The sequence below is a fragment of the Arthrobacter sp. R4-81 genome, assembly GCF_054792365.1.
In genome coordinates this window covers 1,730,634-1,749,666 of the sequence record NZ_CP096445.1, presented here as the reverse complement: position 1 = coordinate 1,749,666, position 19,033 = coordinate 1,730,634, and the positions used below count along the sequence as shown (strand labels likewise).

18 protein-coding genes are annotated in these 19,033 nt (G+C 61.5%); 8 read left to right on the top strand and 10 right to left on the bottom strand.

The window, feature by feature from the left end:
- Positions 1 to 6 precede the first annotated feature (6 nt).
- On the bottom strand, positions 7 to 870 hold the full coding sequence (locus M1E05_RS08200; RefSeq protein WP_461164969.1) for a sulfurtransferase: 864 nt from the start codon (positions 868 to 870) through the stop codon (positions 7 to 9).
- Positions 871 to 966: 96 nt separating this feature from the next.
- Between M1E05_RS08200 and M1E05_RS08195 the strand changes: the two genes are divergently transcribed.
- A complete protein-coding gene (locus tag M1E05_RS08195; protein WP_458111357.1) occupies positions 967 to 2,049 on the top strand; it encodes a PLP-dependent cysteine synthase family protein in 1,083 nt (360 codons plus the stop codon).
- A 32-nt stretch (positions 2,050 to 2,081) separates the two neighbouring features.
- Here M1E05_RS08195 and M1E05_RS08190 read toward each other — a convergent pair whose 3' ends face one another.
- A complete protein-coding gene (locus tag M1E05_RS08190; RefSeq protein ID WP_461164968.1) occupies positions 2,082 to 2,738 on the bottom strand; it encodes an MBL fold metallo-hydrolase in 657 nt (218 codons plus the stop codon).
- 97 nt (positions 2,739 to 2,835) lie between these two features.
- Here M1E05_RS08190 and M1E05_RS08185 point away from each other — a divergent pair, with 97 nt between their 5' ends.
- A complete protein-coding gene (locus M1E05_RS08185; RefSeq protein WP_309106508.1) occupies positions 2,836 to 3,285 on the top strand; it encodes a Fur family transcriptional regulator in 450 nt (149 codons plus the stop codon).
- On the opposite strand, the gene M1E05_RS08180 is transcribed toward M1E05_RS08185, so the two are convergent.
- The 6 genes from M1E05_RS08180 to M1E05_RS08155 form a co-directional block, all read right to left on the bottom strand.
- Positions 3,282 to 4,184 (bottom strand): metal ABC transporter permease, encoded by a 903-nt coding sequence (locus M1E05_RS08180; protein WP_458111359.1) that lies wholly within the window; start codon positions 4,182 to 4,184, stop codon positions 3,282 to 3,284. The genes M1E05_RS08185 and M1E05_RS08180 overlap by 4 nt on opposite strands.
- A complete protein-coding gene (locus M1E05_RS08175; RefSeq protein WP_309106506.1) occupies positions 4,185 to 4,997 on the bottom strand; it encodes a metal ABC transporter ATP-binding protein in 813 nt (270 codons plus the stop codon). It lies immediately after the preceding gene.
- A 166-nt stretch (positions 4,998 to 5,163) separates the two neighbouring features.
- On the bottom strand, positions 5,164 to 6,192 hold the full coding sequence (locus tag M1E05_RS08170) for a metal ABC transporter solute-binding protein, Zn/Mn family (RefSeq protein WP_461165213.1): 1,029 nt from the start codon (positions 6,190 to 6,192) through the stop codon (positions 5,164 to 5,166).
- An 84-nt stretch (positions 6,193 to 6,276) separates the two neighbouring features.
- Positions 6,277 to 7,347 (bottom strand): hemolysin family protein, encoded by a 1,071-nt coding sequence (locus M1E05_RS08165; RefSeq protein ID WP_458111361.1) that lies wholly within the window; start codon positions 7,345 to 7,347, stop codon positions 6,277 to 6,279.
- Complete coding sequence (locus M1E05_RS08160) at positions 7,344 to 8,681, bottom strand: hemolysin family protein (RefSeq protein ID WP_458111362.1); 1,338 nt, start codon at positions 8,679 to 8,681, stop codon at positions 7,344 to 7,346. Before M1E05_RS08160 ends, M1E05_RS08165 begins: the two co-directional genes overlap by 4 nt.
- A 339-nt stretch (positions 8,682 to 9,020) precedes the next feature.
- Positions 9,021 to 10,472, bottom strand: coding sequence for a GuaB1 family IMP dehydrogenase-related protein (locus M1E05_RS08155; RefSeq protein ID WP_461164967.1), 1,452 nt, complete (start codon positions 10,470 to 10,472; stop codon positions 9,021 to 9,023).
- 269 nt (positions 10,473 to 10,741) lie between these two features.
- Between M1E05_RS08155 and M1E05_RS08150 the strand changes: the two genes are divergently transcribed.
- The 5 genes from M1E05_RS08150 to M1E05_RS08130 all read left to right on the top strand — a co-directional run bounded on the left by M1E05_RS08150 (position 10,742) and on the right by M1E05_RS08130 (position 17,016).
- Complete coding sequence (locus M1E05_RS08150) at positions 10,742 to 14,560, top strand: multifunctional oxoglutarate decarboxylase/oxoglutarate dehydrogenase thiamine pyrophosphate-binding subunit/dihydrolipoyllysine-residue succinyltransferase subunit (RefSeq protein ID WP_461164966.1); 3,819 nt, start codon at positions 10,742 to 10,744, stop codon at positions 14,558 to 14,560.
- A 166-nt stretch (positions 14,561 to 14,726) separates the two neighbouring features.
- The gene (locus M1E05_RS08145; RefSeq protein ID WP_458111365.1) at positions 14,727 to 15,326 is read left to right on the top strand and encodes a GDSL-type esterase/lipase family protein; all 600 of its coding nucleotides are present in this window, start codon (positions 14,727 to 14,729) and stop codon (positions 15,324 to 15,326) included.
- A 76-nt stretch (positions 15,327 to 15,402) separates the two neighbouring features.
- A complete protein-coding gene (locus M1E05_RS08140) occupies positions 15,403 to 16,245 on the top strand; it encodes a DUF4097 family beta strand repeat-containing protein (protein ID WP_461164965.1) in 843 nt (280 codons plus the stop codon).
- Positions 16,245 to 16,859, top strand: coding sequence for a PadR family transcriptional regulator (locus tag M1E05_RS08135; protein WP_461164964.1), 615 nt, complete (start codon positions 16,245 to 16,247; stop codon positions 16,857 to 16,859). The genes M1E05_RS08140 and M1E05_RS08135 overlap by 1 nt, the downstream gene beginning before the upstream one ends.
- An 82-nt stretch (positions 16,860 to 16,941) precedes the next feature.
- Positions 16,942 to 17,016 carry a 50S ribosomal protein bL37 gene (locus M1E05_RS08130; RefSeq protein WP_369299106.1) on the top strand — a complete coding sequence of 25 codons (75 nt, stop codon included), beginning with the start codon at positions 16,942 to 16,944 and terminating at the stop codon, positions 17,014 to 17,016.
- Between the two features lie 92 nt (positions 17,017 to 17,108).
- Here M1E05_RS08130 and rsrA read toward each other — a convergent pair whose 3' ends face one another.
- Positions 17,109 to 17,369 carry a mycothiol system anti-sigma-R factor gene (gene rsrA / locus M1E05_RS08125; protein WP_458111368.1) on the bottom strand — a complete coding sequence of 87 codons (261 nt, stop codon included), beginning with the start codon at positions 17,367 to 17,369 and terminating at the stop codon, positions 17,109 to 17,111.
- Complete coding sequence (locus tag M1E05_RS08120; protein ID WP_458114527.1) at positions 17,366 to 18,160, bottom strand: sigma-70 family RNA polymerase sigma factor; 795 nt, start codon at positions 18,158 to 18,160, stop codon at positions 17,366 to 17,368. The genes rsrA and M1E05_RS08120 overlap by 4 nt, the downstream gene beginning before the upstream one ends.
- Before the next feature lie 320 nt (positions 18,161 to 18,480).
- Here M1E05_RS08120 and M1E05_RS08115 point away from each other — a divergent pair, with 320 nt between their 5' ends.
- Positions 18,481 to 19,029 (top strand): DoxX family protein, encoded by a 549-nt coding sequence (locus tag M1E05_RS08115; RefSeq protein ID WP_458111369.1) that lies wholly within the window; start codon positions 18,481 to 18,483, stop codon positions 19,027 to 19,029.
- Positions 19,030 to 19,033 lie beyond the last annotated feature (4 nt).

Genomic DNA, 19,033 nt, shown 5'->3' with positions numbered 1-19,033 from the left:
TGGTCATCAAACAGCAGGACTTTCGGCCGTCCCGCCTGGTTCAGGGCCGGTCGCTACTTTGTTGTCGGAATTGTTGGACCATTCAGAAAATGAGCCGGGAAAGAGTGCGGCTGTGATCCCGGCAATCTCGAGGGCGGCTACCTCATGGGCCGCTGTAACGCCTGAGCCGCAATAGACTGCGACAGATGACCCCGGCCCGACGCCAAGGCCGGCAAAGCGTTCCTTGAGCTCCGCAGCGGGAAGGAAACGCCCGTCGTCGTCGAGATTCCTAGTGGCCGGTGCACTTACCGCACCGGGAATGTGGCCCGCCCGAGGGTCTACGGGCTCGAACTCACCCCGGTACCGCTCCCCTGCACGGGCGTCCAGCAGGACCCCGGACTGGTGCCAGCGGGAAGCCTCAGCCGCGTCAATGACAGGCATGGCACCCTCTGCCAGAGTGACATCGCCGGGCGCGGCCTTCCTGTCTCCCTCTTCGACAGGGAACCCTGCCTCCTTCCATGCCGCCAGGCCGCCGTCGAGCAGGAAGACGCTTGGAAAGCCGGCGTACCTGAGCAACCACCAGAGCCTGGCCGCGGCCATGTTCCCGCTGTCGTCATAGGCAACCACAACGTCATTGTTCCGGATACCCCAACTCCGCGCGGACTCCTGGAACCGGGTCAATGAAGGGAGAGGGTGGCGTCCTCGCCGGGGATCAGCAGCGGCGGCCAGCTGGGTGGGCAGATCCACATACAGCGCACCGGGGATGTGCTCCTCGAGGTAGTGTTCGTGGCCGTGCGGATCGCCCAGCGCCCACCGCGCATCCAGCAGCACAACGGGGCCGCTGGCGGTCATCCGCTCCTTCAGCCAGGACACGTCCACCAGCGTGTTCATAGAATCTCCTTAGTTCAGAATCGCGAGTTCAGAATCACGTATCAGCCAACCCACTCTAACCGCAGGGCCACATCGCGGCCCCGGTAGGCTGGAGCAGTGAAACAACCGCGCAGCCTGGATCGAACGTGGGCAGATGAAGCCGTCCGGCGGATCAACGCCGAGAACAACCGGTCTGCCGACACCCACCTCTATTCTGTGCCCCTGCCGGAGCACTGGGGCGTCCAGTTGTACCTCAAGGATGAATCCACTCACAGGTCCGGGAGCCTCAAGCACCGGTTGGCCCGGTCCCTTTTCCTGTTCGGCCTGGTCAACGGCTGGATCAAGGAAGACACCACCATCGTCGAGGCTTCAAGCGGCAGCACGGCGGTCTCCGAGGCGTACTTCGCCCAGCTGCTGGGACTTCCCTTCATTGCAGTGATGGCCCGGACAACAAGTCCGGAGAAGATATCCCTCATCGAACAATTTGGCGGGTCCTGCCTCCTCGTGGACCACGCCTCCGAAGTCTATGCAACGGCCGCCGAAGTGGCTCACACCGCCAAGGGCCACTACATGGACCAGTTCACGTATGCCGAGCGTGCCACGGACTGGCGCGGCAACAACAACATTGCCGAGTCGATATTCGGCCAGCTGGCTCTCGAGGAGCATCCCATCCCAGCCTGGATTGTGGTGGGAGCAGGAACGGGCGGTACCAGCGCCACAATCGGCCGGTATCTCCGCTATCACTGTTACGGGACCCGCCTGGCCGTGGTGGACCCCGAGAACTCCGCCTTCTACCCGGCTTGGCGCGACAGCGCAGGCGAGACGGCAACGGGCCTCCCCTCCCGAATCGAAGGGATCGGGCGGCCCCGCATGGAACCGAGCTTCGTTCCCGGCGTCATCGATCACATGATCCAGGTGCCGGACTCCGCGTCCGTCGCCGCCATGCGCCACCTGCACGGGCTCGCAGGGCTGCATGCCGGCCCTTCTACGGGCACCAACCTCTGGGGTGTATGGCAACTCATCGCAGCCATGGTCCAGGAAGGCCGCACCGGCAGTGTTGTGTCATTAATGTGCGACGGCGGTGACCGCTATGCAGGCAGCTACTACAATCCGGAGTGGTTGGCTATGCAAGGGCTTGACCCGGCTCCGTATGAAACCACTCTTCGGAAATTCTTCGATTCCGGAATTTGGAGCGGTTAACCGGAGCCACTATTTCCGGGCCACCGGAAGGGCTACACCTCAACGGACTCGCCGCTTGCCAGATGAACGTACTCGGTGCCGTACTTGGCCCCAATGCGCTTCACATGCCCCTCCACGACTCCGAGGCCTGTTTCGCTGAGGAGCGCGTCATGGACCGGAAAAGCTTTGGGAGCCCGGACGCCCACCACAAAATCCACCACTTCCCCGATCTTGCTCCAGGGCGCGTGAATCGGAACGAGCAGTGTCCCAACGCTCACCCCATCCGGGATGATGAACGAATCGCCGGGATGGTAGACGTTGGAATCGATGAGGTAACCGACATTAGCGACGATGGGGATCTGCGGATGGATGAGCGCATGTTGACCGCCGAACGTTTTGATATCAAAACCTGCTGCACGGAAACTGGTGCCGGGTTCGGCCGTGTGAATCCGTGATCCCGCAGCCGGAGCCTCCTCGCGCAGCCGGGCCGCCACACCCGCAGGCGCGTGCAACTGCAGTGAATCATTCTCGCTGAGTGCAGCTGCCACCGCCGGAACATCTATGTGGTCCGGGTGCTCGTGGGTGATAAGCACGGCATGAGCGCCCTCCAAAGCCTGTTGCGATTCAGAGTAGGTTCCGGGATCAAGAACCAGGGCCAGTCCGTCCTTCTCGAGGCGGACACAGGCGTGGGAGTATTTCGTCAGCTTCATCCGGTCAGCCTAGATATTTGATATCGCCCTGTCCACGAACCCGTGGCTGGTAATCTTGAACTTTGCCACCATCCCTTGAGGGAAGCGAGTTCAACCCATGCCACAGGGCGCCACAGCTGGAAAAGAACAGCGGGTGACGAAGCAGCGCCTCGCGGTCAGCGCCGCTCTGGATCAGCTCAACGACTTCGTCAGCACGCAGGAGCTCTACCGCATCCTGCAGAATCAGGGAACCTCGGTTTCATTGGCCACGGCATACCGGATTCTGCAATCGCTTGCTGACGAGGGGCTGGTGGATGTGCTGCGCAGCGGCGATGGGGAAGCCGTGTATCGGCGGTGCGCCGTCACTGAGCACCACCATCACCTGCTCTGCCGGAACTGCGGCAAGGCTGTGGAGATCGAGGCGCCCGCCGTTGAGACGTGGGCGGCGCAGACTGCCAAGGAGCACGGGTTCACCGAAGTGGCCCATACCTTGGAAATCTACGGTCTGTGCCCTGATTGCTCGGCCGCGAAGGCAAAGGGCAAGGCCCAGACGGGCTCTGCTAACTAAGCCTGCAGGGAAGCTGCACGTGCCGGGCTTGACTGCACCCGGCGCCCAATCAGCCCACGCCGGGAGCGCACTCCGCCAATGATCCGGCAGGCCACATAGATCAGGAACGACAACGTGGTCACGTAGGGGCTGATTGGAATCCTCCCGCCCAGGGCCAGCAGGATGCCGCCCACCGTCGCAGTGACAGCGAACGCCACGCTGAGGATGACGACCATCCGTGGCGACGACGTCACGCGGAGGGCTGCGGCAGCAGGGGTAATGAGGAGGGCCAGTACGAGCAGCGCCCCGACTACTTGGATGGACAGGGCAACACTGACTCCCAGCAGGACCATAAAGGCTATGGCGAGTCCACGCACTGGAACACCGCGCGCTTCAGCAAGTTCCGGATCCACGCTGGCAAAGGTCAGAGGCCGCCAGATCAGCACCAGGGCCACCATCACAACGGCGGCGGTGCCTGCCAGAGCCTGCAGCTGCACGGTATCGACGGAGACAATCTGGCCCGTCAGCAGGCCGAATTTGTTGGCGGCCCTGCCTTCGTAGAGTGCCAGGAAGAGAATTCCGAGCCCCAGCCCGAAGGGCATGATAACGCCAATGATGGAGTTCTTGTCCCGCGCCCTGACTCCCATCAGGCCCAGCAGCAATGCCGCAGCCACTGACCCGATGAGGGATCCGAAAACGATGTCCGCACCTATTAACAAGGCAAACGCTGCACCGGCGAAGGACAACTCGGAAATACCGTGAACGGCGAAAGCCAGATCCCGTTTCATCACGAAGGTTCCGACCAGGCCGCCAAGCAGTCCAAGGACCGCACCGGCCCAAATAGAGTTCTGCACCAGCGCGAGCAGCTCGCCGTAATTGTCGAAGTTGAAAACCGAACGCAGAAATTCCTGGAAGTCCATTCAGACCCCCTCTCCGGCCAGCGAATGTTCATCGTGGTGGTGGGTGGTGGCATCCGGGAGCCCCACCACGACGATCCTGCCATTCAGGTGCATGACTTCCACGTGGCTGTCATAAAGCTCTGAAAGCACTTCGGTAGTCATCACTTCGTGGGGGGTACCCACCCTGAACTGTCCGCCAGCCAAGTAGAGGACCCTGTCCACGTAATCGATAATGGGGTTTATTTCGTGCGTGACAAACACCACGGCGCTCTCCTGCTCGTGGCACTGGTCATTGATCAGCGAGCTCACCGCCTGCTGATGATGCAGGTCCAGCGAAAGCAGCGGCTCATCGCACAGCAGCACCCGGGGCTCGGTGGCGAGCGCCTGGGCCACCCTCAGCCGCTGTTGCTCCCCGCCCGACAATTGTCCGACGGGCACATTGGCGTAGTCCGAGGCTCCTACCTGGGCCAGCAGCTGATCAATCCTGCGGTTGACCTTCGCTGCCCCGAGGCGCACTCCCCACCGGTCCCCATCCACACCGAGCCCCACCAGGTCCCGTGCCCGAAGGGGTGTATCCGGTGCGAAGGACTTCTGTTGCGGGATGTACCCGATCATCCGGCTCCCGCGCTCCACAGGATGGCCACCCAGCGTGGCAGTCCCCGAGTGAAGCTGCTGCAGTCCGAGCAAGACCTTGAGGAAGCTGGTCTTTCCGCTCCCGTTGGGCCCGAGGACAGCAAAGAACTCGCCGGGCTTGATATCGAGGTCGAGGTTCTCCCACAGCGTCCTTTTTCCAAAGGCAAGGGAGGCGCCGCGCAGACTCACTACCGGTTTCAACGTGTCTGTTCCTCAATTCAGGGTGAGTCTGGTTCCGCTATGGATCAAAGCCTGTAACTGGCCAGATGGGCACTCAACGGGCACTGCACGCGGTGACTCTGTCCTGATTATCTTAGGACGTATTGACGATGCTGATGGCCGGAAGGCAGGCCGGGCGTACGGGAATCTACTTGTTGATGGCCTTAGTAACGTTGTCGACGTTATCTGACATCCACTGCAGGTAGGACTTGCCGTCAGGCAACGTCTCACTGAAATCAACCACAGGTACTCCGGCGCCTTCGGCAGCCTTCTTAAGGACTTCGGTCTGCGGTCCCTCAGTCTGAAGGTTGTACGCAAGGAGCTTGACCTCACCCGAAGATACCAGTGCGCTGGCTTCCTGGAGGATCGACGCCGGGACGTCAGTACCTTCCTCGATAGCAGCGCTGTACTCTTCCGGTGTCTTGTTTACGAGTCCGGCTGATTCCAGCAGGTAGCCGGGAACCGGCTCCGTGATAGCTACCGGCTCCCCGTCAGCGCTGGCTTTGACGGCCGCCAGTTTGTCCTGCAGCCCGGCGAGTTCCTTCTTGAACGACTCGGCGTTGGCCTGGAAGGTGCTGGCAGACGCGGAATCGATGGTTGAAAGCTTGGCGGCAACGGCGTCTGCCAGCTTGGACATGGCATCAAAGCTGTACCAGACGTGCTCGTTGAACTCTCCGTGTTCGTGTTGATGCTTATCAGCGGACTCAGTTGCTGTTCCCGTCGGGCTTTCGGAGGCATGGGCTCCCTCCCCCTCCGGTGCCAGGCCTGAGACATCGACTGCCGTGATGATGTTGTCCTCGGCGATCTTGCTGTCCTCGGCGAGTTTGTGGATGAAATCGTCGTAGCCGCCACCGTTCTGGACAACCACCTGCGCCTTCGAGATGACCAGCTTGTCCTGCGTGGTTGCCTCGTAGGAGTGCGGATCCTGGCTGGTGCGCGTAATGATCGGGGTGACGTGGACTTTGTCGCCGCCGATGTCGCTGACGATATCGCCATATACGTTGGTTGAAGCGACGACCTCGATGGTCCCGCCAGCGGACGGGGAAGGAGCGCTCGACGGCGCCCCGGCACATCCGGTCAGCAGGAGACCAAGTCCGGCAACGGCTGCCAGGGAGGGACGAAGGACGAAATGACGCACAGGTAGGCCTCGGATCTTGTCGATGAGAATCAGGAGCATTAGCAACCCGAAAAGTCTAACGCTAAATGGGAATGATTCCTATTTAGGCTCCTTTAGGTCAATCCTTAAGCGGCCCGGAAGGAGCTAGCCGCCCTCCTGCTGGCCCAGACGCCGTATCCCGGTGGCCTGGGTCGCGTCCCGGATCTCGCCCACAAGCTGTTCGATCACATCCTCCAGGAACAGCACCCCCTGGGTCTGTGCGTCAGGTCCGATCACGCGGGCCAGATGCGAGCCGGTCCGTTGCATCACCGACATTGCCTTCTCGATCTCATCGTCCGCGGAAAGGTTTGCCAAAGACCTGATACGGCCTTCTGCTATCGGATACCGGTAGCCGGCCTCCGGAATCGACAGAACGTCCTTGATATGGAGATAGCCCGACAGCATGCCGTCGTCGTCCACCATCGGGAAGCGCGAGAAGCCCGTCCGGCTGACAGCTTTCTCGAAGTCCACCGGTGTGGCGCCGGGCTTCATCATTACCAGCTTGTCCAGGGGCACCATGATGTCGCCCGCAGTGTATTCGGAGAATTCCAAAGCTCCGGTGATAAGGCCCGCATTGTCGTCTACGAGACCGTGACGGGTGGACTCCTGCACAATCGACTGGACCTCCTCCAAGGTAAAGGAGGACGTGACTTCATCTTTGGGCTCAATCCGGAGCAGTTTCAGAATGTGGTTTGCTGCCCAGTTCAATACCCGGATGACCGGATTGACCAAACTGGCAATGAACATCAGCGGCGGTGCAAGCAACAGAGCAGCCTTGTCAGCTACAGAAACGGAAATGTTCTTCGGGACCATCTCGCCGAAGGTCACGTGGAGGAAAGTGACAGCGAGCAGCGCAACGGCGAAGGCGCCGACGTCGGCGACCTCCACGGGAACCCCCAGCGCGTGCAGCGGTTCGGCCAGAAGATGGTGGATGGCAGGCTCGGCCACCAAGAGGATCAGCAGCGAGCACACCGTGATCCCCAGCTGGGCACAAGCCAGCATCAGGGAGACATTTTCCATCGCGCGCAGTGTGGTCTGGGCACGCCTGGACCCCTGCTCAGCCAGCGGTTCTATCTGGCTGCGCCGGGCCGACATGACTGCGAACTCAGCCGCAACAAAGAAGGCGTTGCCCATGAGCAGCACAACGAGCCAAAAGATTCCTGCCCAGTCGCTCATGCCTTGCCCCCCTGCCCTGCGGCATGTTCCTTATCCCGGACGGGGCCGGGTTTGAAACAGATCCTGTCGATCCGCCGGCCGTCCATGCGTGTCACTGTCAGTGTCCCGCCGTCGACGTCAACGGTGTCCCCTACGGAGGCGATGCGCCCGAGTTGGCTCATGACGTAGCCGGCCACCGTTTCATAGGCAGATTCATCCGGGACAGAGAGCCCCGGGATCTGCTCGGAGAGCTCGTCCGGGCGCAAAAGCCCTGGGAAGTACCAGTCACCGGAAGCACTTTGAAGCAGTCCAGGCCTGACTTTGTCGTGCTCGTCAGAGACTTCTCCAACGATCTCTTCCACCAGGTCCTCCAGCGTGGCGATGCCGGCGGTTCCGCCGTATTCATCCAGCACCACGGCTAGCTGCATGTTTCCTTCGCGCAACTCAGCAAGCAGCGCGTCCAGGTGGATGGTCTCCGGGACCCGCAGGACGTCCGTCATAATGGCGCCGGCCTCGAGCTTCTTGCGCCGGGATGATGGCACGGCGATGGCCTTCTTGACGTGGACAAGGCCGCGGATGTCGTCCGGGGAATCTCCGATAACAGGGAATCGCGAGTACCCGGTTCGGCGCGCAGCTTCCAGGATGTCGGTAACCGGCTGATCGGCCGCAATTGTCTCAACACGGATGCGGGGAGTCATGACGTCGGCAGCGGTTCGCCCGGAGAAGTTCAACGTCCGTGCGACGAAGTTGGCTGTTCCGGCATCCAGCGTTCCCATGTCAGCCGAGCGGCGAACGAGGGATGCCAGCTCGGCTGGGGTTCGTGCTCCGGAAATTTCCTCTTTCGCCTCAAGCCCGAAAATATTGAGAACCCTGTTGGAGAACCCGTTCAGCACAATGATGGCTGGTTTGAAAATGGCCGTGAAAACCAGCTGGGGACGGGCCAACGCCTTGCCGATCGGAAGAGACAGCGCTATTGCCATGTTCTTCGGGACCAGCTCGCCGATCAGCATCGACAGCAGCGTGGCAAGTGCCATCGCCAAAACCAGGGACAATGACGCGACTGCGGCAGGGGCGAGACCCAACGCCGCCAAGGGAGCCTCAAGGAGTCTTCCCACCGAGGGTTCCATCACGTAGCCCGTAAGCAGGGTGGTGAGTGTGATGCCCAGCTGACAGCTGGACAGTTGAGTGGACAGTGACTTGAGGCATTTCAGCAGCGGCACAGCGCCGGTGTCGCCGCTGTCCACTGCCCGCTGGACCGTCGCCTGGTCAAGGGCCACCAGCGAAAATTCAACGGCGACAAAAAAACCCGTGCCGAGGATAAGGAGGAAGCCGGCAATAAGAAGTAACCACTCCATTCAGCGATCAGCCTCATGACGGAGTGGGATGCTTTGGGCCATATCAGGCACTGGCACTGACGATGACCTCAGCAGGGGAAGTACGCGCTCGAAGGACTGGACGTGTCTGCCCGGCGGAGGATGGTCAGCAGAAGCCGAGCCTGTTTCCTGCATTCCGCCAGGACTCACAGTCAGCGGAGATCGATGGGCGCGTGAACGGGGTTTGCCGGCTCTTCGGGTGGAGTTGGCGGAACTGTGATTCGTGCTCCGCTGACAGCCCCCAGGCCGGCACCTAGATTTACTGTCCATAAGGATTCCAGTCTACAGGAGCCCCGGCCGCCCGCTCGGCGCCGCCAGCCGTCACCAGCTCTGGGATACCGGCCGTCCTTCCTCGTACCCGGCAGCTGACTGGATACCCGCGACGGCCTTTTCCCGAAAACCCTCGAGATCGGCTGCGCCGGCATAACTCATCGAGCTCCTCAGGCCTGCCGTGATGAGATCCAGCAGGTCCTCAACTCCAGGCCGTACAGGGTCCAGGTACATTCGCGAAGTCGAAATGCCTTCCTCGAAAAGCGCCTTCCGGTCCTTCTCAAAGGCGCCTTCGCGCTGGTTCCGGTTCTGGACAGCCCTTGCCGACGCCATGCCGAAGCTCTCCTTATAGAGCCTGCCGCTTGCATCGGGTTGAAGATCACCGGGGCTCTCGTGCGTGCCCGCGAACCAGGAGCCGATCATCACCTGGCTGGCTCCCGCGGCGAGCGCCAGTGCCACATCGCGGGGGTACCGGACACCGCCGTCGGCCCAAATACGCCCGCCGGCGGCACGCGCAGCTGCCGCACATTCGAGGACTGTGGAGAACTGGGGCCGTCCGACGGCGGTCATCATCCTGGTAGTGCACATCGCTCCCGGTCCAACCCCTACCTTCACAATGTCCGCCCCTGCCCCGAGCAGCTCCCGGGTGGCCTCAGCAGTCACCACGTTGCCTGCCACCAATGGCAAGCCGGACGCCACACTCCTAACGGCGGCCAGGGCATCAAACATTTTCTCCTGATGGCCATGGGCGGTATCAAGGACAATCACGTCTACGCCGGCGTCAATCAGTTCGGCAGCCCTTCCGGCCACGTCCCCATTAATTCCGACGGCGGCAGCTACCTTGAGTCTGTCCTTACCGTCCAGCGAGGGGCGGTAAAGGGTGGACCGCAGGGAGCCCTTGCGTGTCAGCGCGCCTGCCAACACACCGCCGTCGTGGACTGGTGCGAAGTCCGTCCCGGCTGCCGCCATGGCCTCGAAGGCGCTGCGCAGGGCATGCTGGCGGTCCTCGCGGAAGTCCCCCGCGTCAAGCACCACCGGCTGGGCACGCGCCACCGAAGCCAGGGAAGCGAAGCGGTCCTGGCCCTCGCAGTCGGCTGCCCTGACAACCCCGGTGACCCCGCCGCCGTCGTCGACTACCACCACTGCCCCATGAGGACGTTTGCCCATCAGGTGCAACGCGTCGATGACAGTCGCGGACGGGGAAAGGACCACAGGAGTTTCAAAAATCGTGTGGCGGGTTTTGATCCAGGAGGTGACTTCACGCAGGACGTTCAGTGGAACATCCTGCGGCAGGACAGCCAATCCCCCGCGCCTTGCCATCGTTTCCGCCATCCGCTTCCCGGTCACCGCGGTCATGTTGGCAGCCACCAGGGGAATGGTGGAGCCTGTCCCGTCGTCGGCGGCAAGGTCCACATCGAGCCTGGAGGTGACCGTTGAACGCGCCGGCACCAGGAAGACGTCCGAGTAGGTCAGGTCAGTAGAGGGCTCATTGAGAAAACGCACTGTTGCTCCTTCTAAAAGGGATCCCGGGTGCGAGTCTAGGCGAGGAGGGAAGCGCTTTGGCAGCCCTGTTGGAGGGGATGTGAAGCAATCGTTCCGTCACTTCATGATTTGGATCACCCTTATTGGCAGTTAACCAATGATCGTCACTAGACTGGCAGAGGTCTGGGTTCATAGGACGCAGAGACTGGTTCGATTGTTGTGCTGTGGTGTTGTGCTGCCGCATGTCGCAAACCAGAGGAAATCAAACTCATGGAAGAGGCGTATTTCAAGTGCCAGAGCAGCCTAGCCACCGTCTACCAGAGGAATTTGGCGGAAACGAGTGGCTCGTGGACGAACTGTACGAGCGTTACCAACAGGACAAAAACGCGGTCGACGCCAAGTGGTGGCCTCTGTTTGAATCCTTTGACGCCGGTGAAGGTTCTTCCACCAATGGGACCTCCGGAGCGAATGCTCCGGCCCACCCCGAAACCCGTGAACTTCCAGTTGTAGCGCCCCCTGCAGCGGCACCGGCGCCGGCTGCATCCGCTCCTGGTGCCCCCGCCCAGCAGGCTCACCAGCAGGCGGAAGCCGCCTCTCCGGCAGCACCTGCCGTGAAGAAGGCTCCCGCGACGATTGCCCGCGACGGCTCCAAAAAGCCCGAGGCGACCAGCGGCTCGGCCCCGATTCCGGCCCAGCTGCCCAAGAACATCAAGGCTCCCACCGCACCGGAGGAAGACGTCGTCTCCGTTCTGCGGGGCCCGGCCAAGGCAATCGCGTCCAACATGGTCACGAGCCTCGAGGTCCCCACGGCCACAAGCGTCCGCGCCATTCCCGCGAAGCTCCTGATCGACAACCGAGTGGTCATCAACTCCAACCTGGCCCGCGCCAGGGGCGGCAAGGTCTCCTTCACGCACCTGATCGGGTACGCGGTAATCCGCGCCCTGTCCCAGTTCCCCTCGATGAACGTCTACTACGACGAGGTGGACGGCAAGCCCGTAGCGGTACAGCCCGCACACGTGAACTTCGGCATCGCCATCGACATGCCCAAGCCCGACGGCACCCGCCTTCTTATGGTGCCGAACATCAAGAAGGCTGAGACCCTGAACTTCTCGGAGTTCTGGCACACCTATGAAGACCTCATCAAGCGTGCCCGTGCCGGAAAGCTTACGGCCGACGACCACTCCGGGACCACGGTTTCACTGACCAACCCCGGTGGCATCGGAACCGTCCACTCGGTTCCGCGTCTGTCCAAGGGCCAGGCGGCCATCATTGGCGTTGGCGCCCTCGACTACCCTGCCGAGTTCCAGGGCGCGAGCGAGAAAATCATCGCCCAGAACGCCATCAGCAAGGTACTCACTCTGACGTCCACCTATGACCACCGGGTCATCCAGGGTGCGGGCAGCGGCGAGTTCCTCAAACTGGTCCACTCCCTCCTGCTCGGCGCCCAGGACTTCTACGACGAGATTTTCGAAGCCCTGCGCATCCCGTACGAGCCCGTACGCTGGAGCCCGGACCTGCAGATTGACCCTGCAGACCAGATCAACAAGGTTGCCAGGATCCAGCAGCTGATCCACTCCTACCGCGTCCGTGGCCACCTGATGGCAGACACGGATCCGCTGGAATACGTGCAGCGCAAGCACCCTGACCTCGATGTCCTGACGTATGGACTGACGCTTTGGGACCTGGACCGCGAATGGCCCACTGGGGGCTTCGGCGGCAAGCCGCAGCTGAAATTCCGCGACATCCTTGGTGTTCTCCGGGATGCCTACTGCCGCACCACCGGCATCGAATACATGCACATCCAGGAGCCTGCCGAGCGCAAGTGGTTCCAGGACCAGCTCGAGCACCCCTACTCCAAGCCCAGCCGCGAAGAGCAGCTCCGGATTGTTTCGAAGCTGAATGCAGCCGAGGCCTTTGAAACCTTCCTGCAGACCAAGTTCGTTGGCCAGAAGCGCTTCTCGCTGGAAGGCGGCGAATCGCTGATCCCGCTGCTGGATGCCATCATCTCCGATGCCGCTGACGACGAGCTGGACGAAGTGGCAATTGGCATGGCCCACCGTGGCCGTCTCAACGTGCTGACGAATATTGCAGGCAAAACCTACGCCCAGGTCTTCCGCGAATTCGAAGGCACCCAGGATCCACGGTCCGTACAGGGCTCCGGCGACGTCAAGTACCACCTGGGCACCGAGGGTACGTTCACCTCGGACAACGGCAAGGAGACCAAGGTCTACCTCGCCGCCAACCCGTCCCACCTGGAAGCTGTTGACCCGGTGCTGGAAGGCATCGTCCGGGCCAAGCAGGACCGCCTGGACCAGGGTGAAGCATTCCCCGTGCTGCCCATCATGATCCACGGTGACGCTGCCTTCGCCGGCCAGGGTGTTGTGGCTGAAACCCTCAACCTGTCCCAGCTCCGCGGATACCGCACGGGTGGAACCATCCACGTAGTGGTCAACAACCAGGTTGGCTTCACCACCGCTCCCTCTTCCTCGCGGTCCTCCACGTACTCCACCGACGTCGCCAAGATGATCCAGGCTCCGGTGTTCCACGTAAATGGTGACGATCCCGAAGCCGTGGTCCGGATCGGCCAGCTCGCATACGAGTTCCGCCAGCGGTTCCACAAGGACGTCGTCATCGACATGGTGTGCTACCGCCGCCGCGGTCACAACGAAGGCGACGACCCCTCAATGACCCAGCCGCTGATGTACAACCTGATCGAAGCCAAGCGGTCCGTGCGCAAGCTTTACACCGAGTCGCTCATCGGCCGTGGGGACATCACCGAGGAAGAAGCCGAGCAGCTGCTCCGCGACTACCAGGAACGCCTCGAGCGCGTGTTCGCCGAGACCCATGCAGCGCAAACATCCCCTATCCCGATCATCACGGCCGACTCCGCCGCTGTGTCCGATATCGAGCGGCCACAGGCTCAGCAGGCCGACTTCGGCACCAACGCACCGGCGTCGACGGCGATTTCACCGGAGACGCTGGCACGGATCGGCAAGGCCCACCTGGAGATTCCCGAGGGTTTCACGGTCCATGCAAAGCTCAAGCAGTTGCTTGAGAAGCGCGAGCAGATGTCCCGTGAAGGCGGTATCGACTGGGGATTCGGCGAGATTGCGGCCTTTGGCTCGCTGATCATGGAGGGCGTACCTGTCCGCCTGGCCGGCCAAGACTCCCGCCGTGGCACGTTTGTACAGCGTCACGCAGTCTTCCATGACCGGGCTAACGGCAACGAATGGCTGCCGTTGGGCAACCTCTCCGACAGCCAGGCCAAGTTGTGGATCTACGACTCCCTGCTGTCGGAATACGCCGCAATGGGCTTCGAATACGGCTACTCGGTTGAGCGTCCGGATGCGCTGGTGTTGTGGGAGGCTCAGTTCGGAGACTTCGTCAACGGCGCCCAGACGGTGATCGACGAGTTCATTTCGTCCGCTGAGCAGAAGTGGGGCCAGCGTTCTTCGCTCGTCCTGATGCTGCCGCACGGCTACGAAGGCCAGGGCCCGGACCACTCCTCAGCCCGCATCGAGCGCTTCCTGCAGATGTGTGCCGAAGAAAACATGATCGTGGCCAACCCCACCACGGCGGCGTCCCATTTCCACCTGTTGCGCCGCCAGGCCTACAGCAGGCCGCGCAAGCCGCTGATCATCTTCACTCCAAAACAGCTTCTTCGCTTGAAGGGTGCGGCATCGGCTGTGGAAGACTTCACCACGGGAGCCTTCCGGCCTGTTATCAGCGACCACGAAAACCTCCAGGGCGACGCCGTCGAGCGCGTGCTGCTGGTCTCGGGCCGCCTGTACTACGATCTCCTGGCCACCAGGCAGAAGACGGCAGATTCGACGACGGCGATCGTCCGCGTAGAGCAGCTGTATCCGCTGCCCCACGCAGAGATCGCTGCCGAGCTCGCCAAGTACCCCAACGCCGAAGTGGTGTGGGCACAGGACGAGCCCGCCAACCAGGGTCCTTGGCCGTTCATGGGGCTGAACCTTCCTGAGGCTTTGGACCGCAGGGTGCGCCTGGTCTCCCGCCCGGCGTCCGCTTCCACCGCAGCGGGTTCCATGAAACGCCACGCAGCGGAGCAGGACACGCTCCTCAAGCAGGCTTTCGCCCGCAAGTAGGTTCACTTGCTGCCCGGCTGGTCGTCGAAACAAGCGACGCACGGCCGGGCAGTTCTGTTTAATGGACACGCCGCCCACCGCGGCTGTGAGTCACCGGTAGTTGTCCGATAATTGTCTGTCGGACCAAGGGCAATCCTGACGTCATCGCCGAGGTAAAGAGGTAGTAGTGGAAGACAGGAAGCTGCGCATAGCGGCTGTTGGAGATGAGTTGCTGGCCGGACTTGGTGACCCCAGGGCTCTTGGCTGGCTGGGGCGCGTTCTTGCCCGCACTCCACAGGACGGCGTGGCCGTTGAGTGCTACTCCCTCCCCTGCCCTCAGGAAGGAACTGAAGGCCTGGCATCGCGTTGGCTGGCGGAAGCGACCCGGCGGTTCAGCGAGCACCATGAAAACCGGCTCGTCATCGGCTTATCCGGCAGGGACGTGGAGTTCGGCCTTTCCACCGCCAGAAGCCGGCTCAATCTTGCGAACATCCTGGACGCCGCCACTCAAAACAACATCGAAGTCTTTGTCGTTGGACCACCGCCCTCGCTGGATCCCGGACAAAACAGGCGGCTGAGTGACCTCAATACGGCCTTTGCCGATGTAACAACCCGGCGCAAGCACCTCTATGTGGATACGTTCTCGCCGTTGCTGAACCACGAGCAGTGGCGCCAGGATCTTGCTGCCAACGGCGGAACTCCAGGCCAGTCCGGTTATGGGTTGATGGCTTGGCTCGTACTGCACCGTGGGTGGTTCCAGTGGCTGGGTCTTGCCGCTCCCGAGTAGCAGCCGGTTAGCTATTGCACTCCAAGGAATCGCGATATATCGTAACTCTCACGATATATCGTGAGTTGGAGGAGCCATGACAGAGAGCAGCAGGACAGAGAACAGCTGGACCGTTACCGGCCCCCAGACCATCGACGTTGACGGCGTCACCTCGCTTAAGCTGGGAATCGTCGGCGGTCGCTTCGACGTGGTTCGCCACGAGGAAGCTGTGACCCGGATCGAGATTTCCGAGGTTCACGGTGATCCTGTCGCGGTGAGTCTCGTGAATGGCAGGCTGGAAGCCAGGCATCAACTTCATGGTGCCCAGGGCTGGTTCAAGAACCTCATGGGCGCCGTCAACCACAACAGCAGCAATTCAGTGGTTATCAGCATCGCCCTGCCGGAGGGCGTCCAGGTGGAAGCCGGGACAGTCAGCGGGGACGGCCTGGTGTCAGGAACAGGCAACCAAACCCGGCTGGCTACTGTGGGCGGCTCAGTCATGGCCGACGCGACGTCCGGCGAGCTGCACATCAATACTGTCAGCGGTGAGGTGATAGCACGAAACCACAAAGGCGTCCTGACTGCCAAGAGCGTGTCCGGAGAAGTGACAGCCTCCGGGCACTTCAGCCATATTCGTGCGAACACTGTCAGCGGAGATATGAGCTTCGACCTTAAGGGGTTCACCAGCGATTTTGGGGCGAACTCCGTTTCCGGTGATCTGACCGTCCGGCTGCCCCAGGATGTCGGAGTGGATATCATCGCCAAGTCCGCGAGCGGAGCTGTGACTATAGATGACCGGCAGTACTCCCAGCCCGGCGGCAAAGTGGAGGCCATCGCAGGACCTGATTCACGCCTTATGCTCGTTCGGACCAACTCGGTATCAGGCAGTCTTTACATCCTTCACAGCCTGTCATCGGCAGATTCAGAAGCAGCGGTCTAGTGCCTCCGGTCTTCGCCCACGGTGCCCTACGCCTCTACCTCCTGGCATTGCTGGAGTCCGGACCCAAACATGGCTATGAACTCATCAAGGCGCTCAGTGACCGCTTCGGCGGCACCTATTCGCCTAGCGCCGGGACCATCTATCCGCGGCTGGCCAAGCTCGAGGAAGAGGGCCTGGTGGCAACAGAGACCCAGGGCCGGCGCACCAAGTACAGCATCACAACGGCCGGGCTCGGTGAGCTTGATGGACGCCGGGACAAGCTTGCTGATGTGGAGAGTGACATTTCCGCCTCAGTCCGGCGTCTCGCGGACAACCTGCGTACGGACATCCGCAATAACATGCGTGGGCTACGCGCAGACCTTGCAGCCACTGCGGAGGCAGCCCGTTCCAGCGCCAGGTCAGGCGATCTGTTCGCCCGTGCCGAACGCAAGCCATCTGGCAATGACCCCATGCTCAAAGAAGCCGAAATGATCCTTCAATCCTTCAGGGACGAGCTGCGGGTGGAGCTCAGGCTTCATGCCAGCACCAACCCCATTACCCCGGTGACCCTGGAAACCGTCCGGACGGTCCTGCACCAGGCGGAGATCGCTATCAAGAATTCATTGCAGGAGTAGTGCCGGTCGGTTCGCGGCCAGTCCCGCTTTATGGGAGACTTGAGGGCAGCTCTTTTGAGTACCGATAGTAAGGAGGCCAGCTATGAGCAAACGTGCACGTAAACGTCGTGACCGTAAGCGTGGCGGCGCGAACCACGGGAAGCGCCCCAACACCTAAGCCACGGCTTGGAACAAAAGCTTAAAGCTTCGGGCCCCGGAAACCACATGGTTTCCAGGGCCCGAAGCTTTTGCTGTTTTTGGGAGAGGCCGCTAAGCGTCGACCGGACGAATCCCGTGGATACGGTCCAGGATGGCGTTCTTGAGATTCTCGGGAGCCGACTCAGTACAGGAACGCTTCACCATATTGCGGATAACGCACTCGAGGTCGTATTGCTCCAGGCACTCCGGGCAGTCGTCCAAGTGGTCCTTGATCTCTGCAACGTCATCACGCGTCAGGGCACCATCGAGGTACTCATAGATGCGTTCCATCCGGGCGTCATCACAGTCGCCCAATCCTTGGCAGTCGCTCATTTCCTGTTCTCCTGTGTGTCACTTCCGGGCGCCGGGGTGGATTCCCCCGCGGCTTTAAAACCCCGCTCTGCGGCATAGTCCGCGAGCATATCGCGCAGCATCTTCCGGCCACGGTGAAGTCGGGACATGACTGTCCCGATCGGGGTGTTCATGATGTCTGAAATTTCCTTGTATGCGAAGCCTTCAACGTCGGCGAAGTAAACGGCCAGCCTGAACTCCTCGGGTATCGCCTGAAGCGCCCGCTTGACGTCCGAATCCGGAAGGTGGTCAAGTGCTTCAACCTCTGCCGAGCGCAAGCCCGTTGAGGTGTGGGACCCGGCCCGCGCCAGCTGCCAGTCTTCGATGGTGTCGGTGTTGGACTGCAGGGGTTCGCGCTGCCTCTTGCGGTAGAGGTTGATGTAGGTATTCGTCAGGATCCGGTACAGCCAGGCCTTCAGGTTGGTTCCCGGCTTGTACTGATGGAACGCCGAAAAAGCCTTGGTATAGGCCTCCTGGACGAGGTCCTCCGCATCGGCGGGATTCCGAGCCATCCGCATTGCAGCGGAGTAAAGCTGATCCACATACTGCATGGCGTCGCGCTCAAAACGGAGCCGCCGCTCCTCAGCCGATTCGGATTCGACATCCACTTCCGCTTCGGGGGCCGGCTGCCCGGCCTCTTCACCTTCGATGGCTTCAGGCTCTTCGAGGTGCGGGACTGAAGTCCCCGCTGCTGCCGCGGCCATAGCTGCGGGTGTGGCACCGTTTCCGGCTGCCTCATACATGGCCGCTACGGCCGGATCCAGGGTGCTCATTGCAGTCAAGTCTACTGTCACCTTCCGCTTGCCCGGGTATGCGGAAGCGCTTGCTTCCCACTCCTGCGGAGGACTCAGCAGGTTGACGTCGTCCTTTACAAAACTCAAACTTGCTCTCCACTCTGTGTCCGGACGTCAGTGAATCCGGGGACGTCCATGCTTCCGGTCAGACCGGCCAAGCCATCATGCGGTGCCTGACCGGAGCGATACGGGCCTGCATTTCACAACGACGGGCGGCAGGCAAATATTCCACAAAAGTGCAAGACTAGAACCGGTTCCCCCGCGGAGGTTGCGCGGCTCGTCCATCCAGGAGGAAATTCATGTCCTTTGTCCGTTTTCTCGCCCGGCCCATGCTGGCATCCAGTTTTGTCCTTGCTGGCGTGGATAAGCTCAAGAATGCGGATGATACTGCCGCACAGTTGTCTCCCCTGCTTCGGCGTGCGTCTGAATCCCTCCCCTTCCCCGCAGATGAGAAACTCCTGGCCCGGCTGATAGGCGGTACCCAGGTAGGGGCAGGCCTCTGCTTCGCCCTCGGAAAGTCCGCACGGATGGCGGCTGCCGTCCTTGCTGTCATTTCGGCCTTGAACGCCTTCGTTGAATGGCGCAGTGCCGACATCAGTTCCAAGGAAGGCCGCCAGTCCCGTCGTAATCAGTTGCTGAAGAACATGACACTCACAGGAGGCGTCCTTCTGGCTTCAGTGGATACAGCAGGCAAGCCGAGCCTGGCGTGGCGCGCCGAACACCTCGCCGCAGACGCGCGGAAAAGCGCGGGGCATTTGGCCGCCGATGCCAAGAAAACCACTGGCAAGCAGCTGAAGCGTGCAGACAAAGCAGTGCGCAAGGCAGTAGACCATGCAGTGGGAGCATAAAGCA

Excerpts from the sequence above, each read along its gene's own strand:
- M1E05_RS08200 (WP_461164969.1), bottom strand. The coding sequence starts at position 870 with ATGAACACGCTGGTGGACGTGTCCTGGCTGAAGGAGCGGATGACCGCC.
- M1E05_RS08190 (WP_461164968.1), bottom strand. The coding sequence starts at position 2,738 with ATGAAGCTGACGAAATACTCCCACGCCTGTGTCCGCCTCGAGAAGGAC.
- M1E05_RS08185 (WP_309106508.1), top strand. The coding sequence starts at position 2,836 with ATGCCACAGGGCGCCACAGCTGGAAAAGAACAGCGGGTGACGAAGCAG.
- M1E05_RS08180 (WP_458111359.1), bottom strand. The coding sequence starts at position 4,184 with ATGGACTTCCAGGAATTTCTGCGTTCGGTTTTCAACTTCGACAATTAC.
- M1E05_RS08170 (WP_461165213.1), bottom strand. The coding sequence starts at position 6,192 with ATGCTCCTGATTCTCATCGACAAGATCCGAGGCCTACCTGTGCGTCAT.
- M1E05_RS08165 (WP_458111361.1), bottom strand. The coding sequence starts at position 7,347 with ATGAGCGACTGGGCAGGAATCTTTTGGCTCGTTGTGCTGCTCATGGGC.
- M1E05_RS08160 (WP_458111362.1), bottom strand. The coding sequence starts at position 8,681 with ATGGAGTGGTTACTTCTTATTGCCGGCTTCCTCCTTATCCTCGGCACG.
- M1E05_RS08140 (WP_461164965.1), top strand. The coding sequence starts at position 15,403 with ATGACAGAGAGCAGCAGGACAGAGAACAGCTGGACCGTTACCGGCCCC.
- rsrA (WP_458111368.1), bottom strand. The coding sequence starts at position 17,369 with ATGAGCGACTGCCAAGGATTGGGCGACTGTGATGACGCCCGGATGGAA.
- M1E05_RS08120 (WP_458114527.1), bottom strand. The coding sequence starts at position 18,160 with ATGAGCACCCTGGATCCGGCCGTAGCGGCCATGTATGAGGCAGCCGGA.
- M1E05_RS08115 (WP_458111369.1), top strand. The coding sequence starts at position 18,481 with ATGTCCTTTGTCCGTTTTCTCGCCCGGCCCATGCTGGCATCCAGTTTT.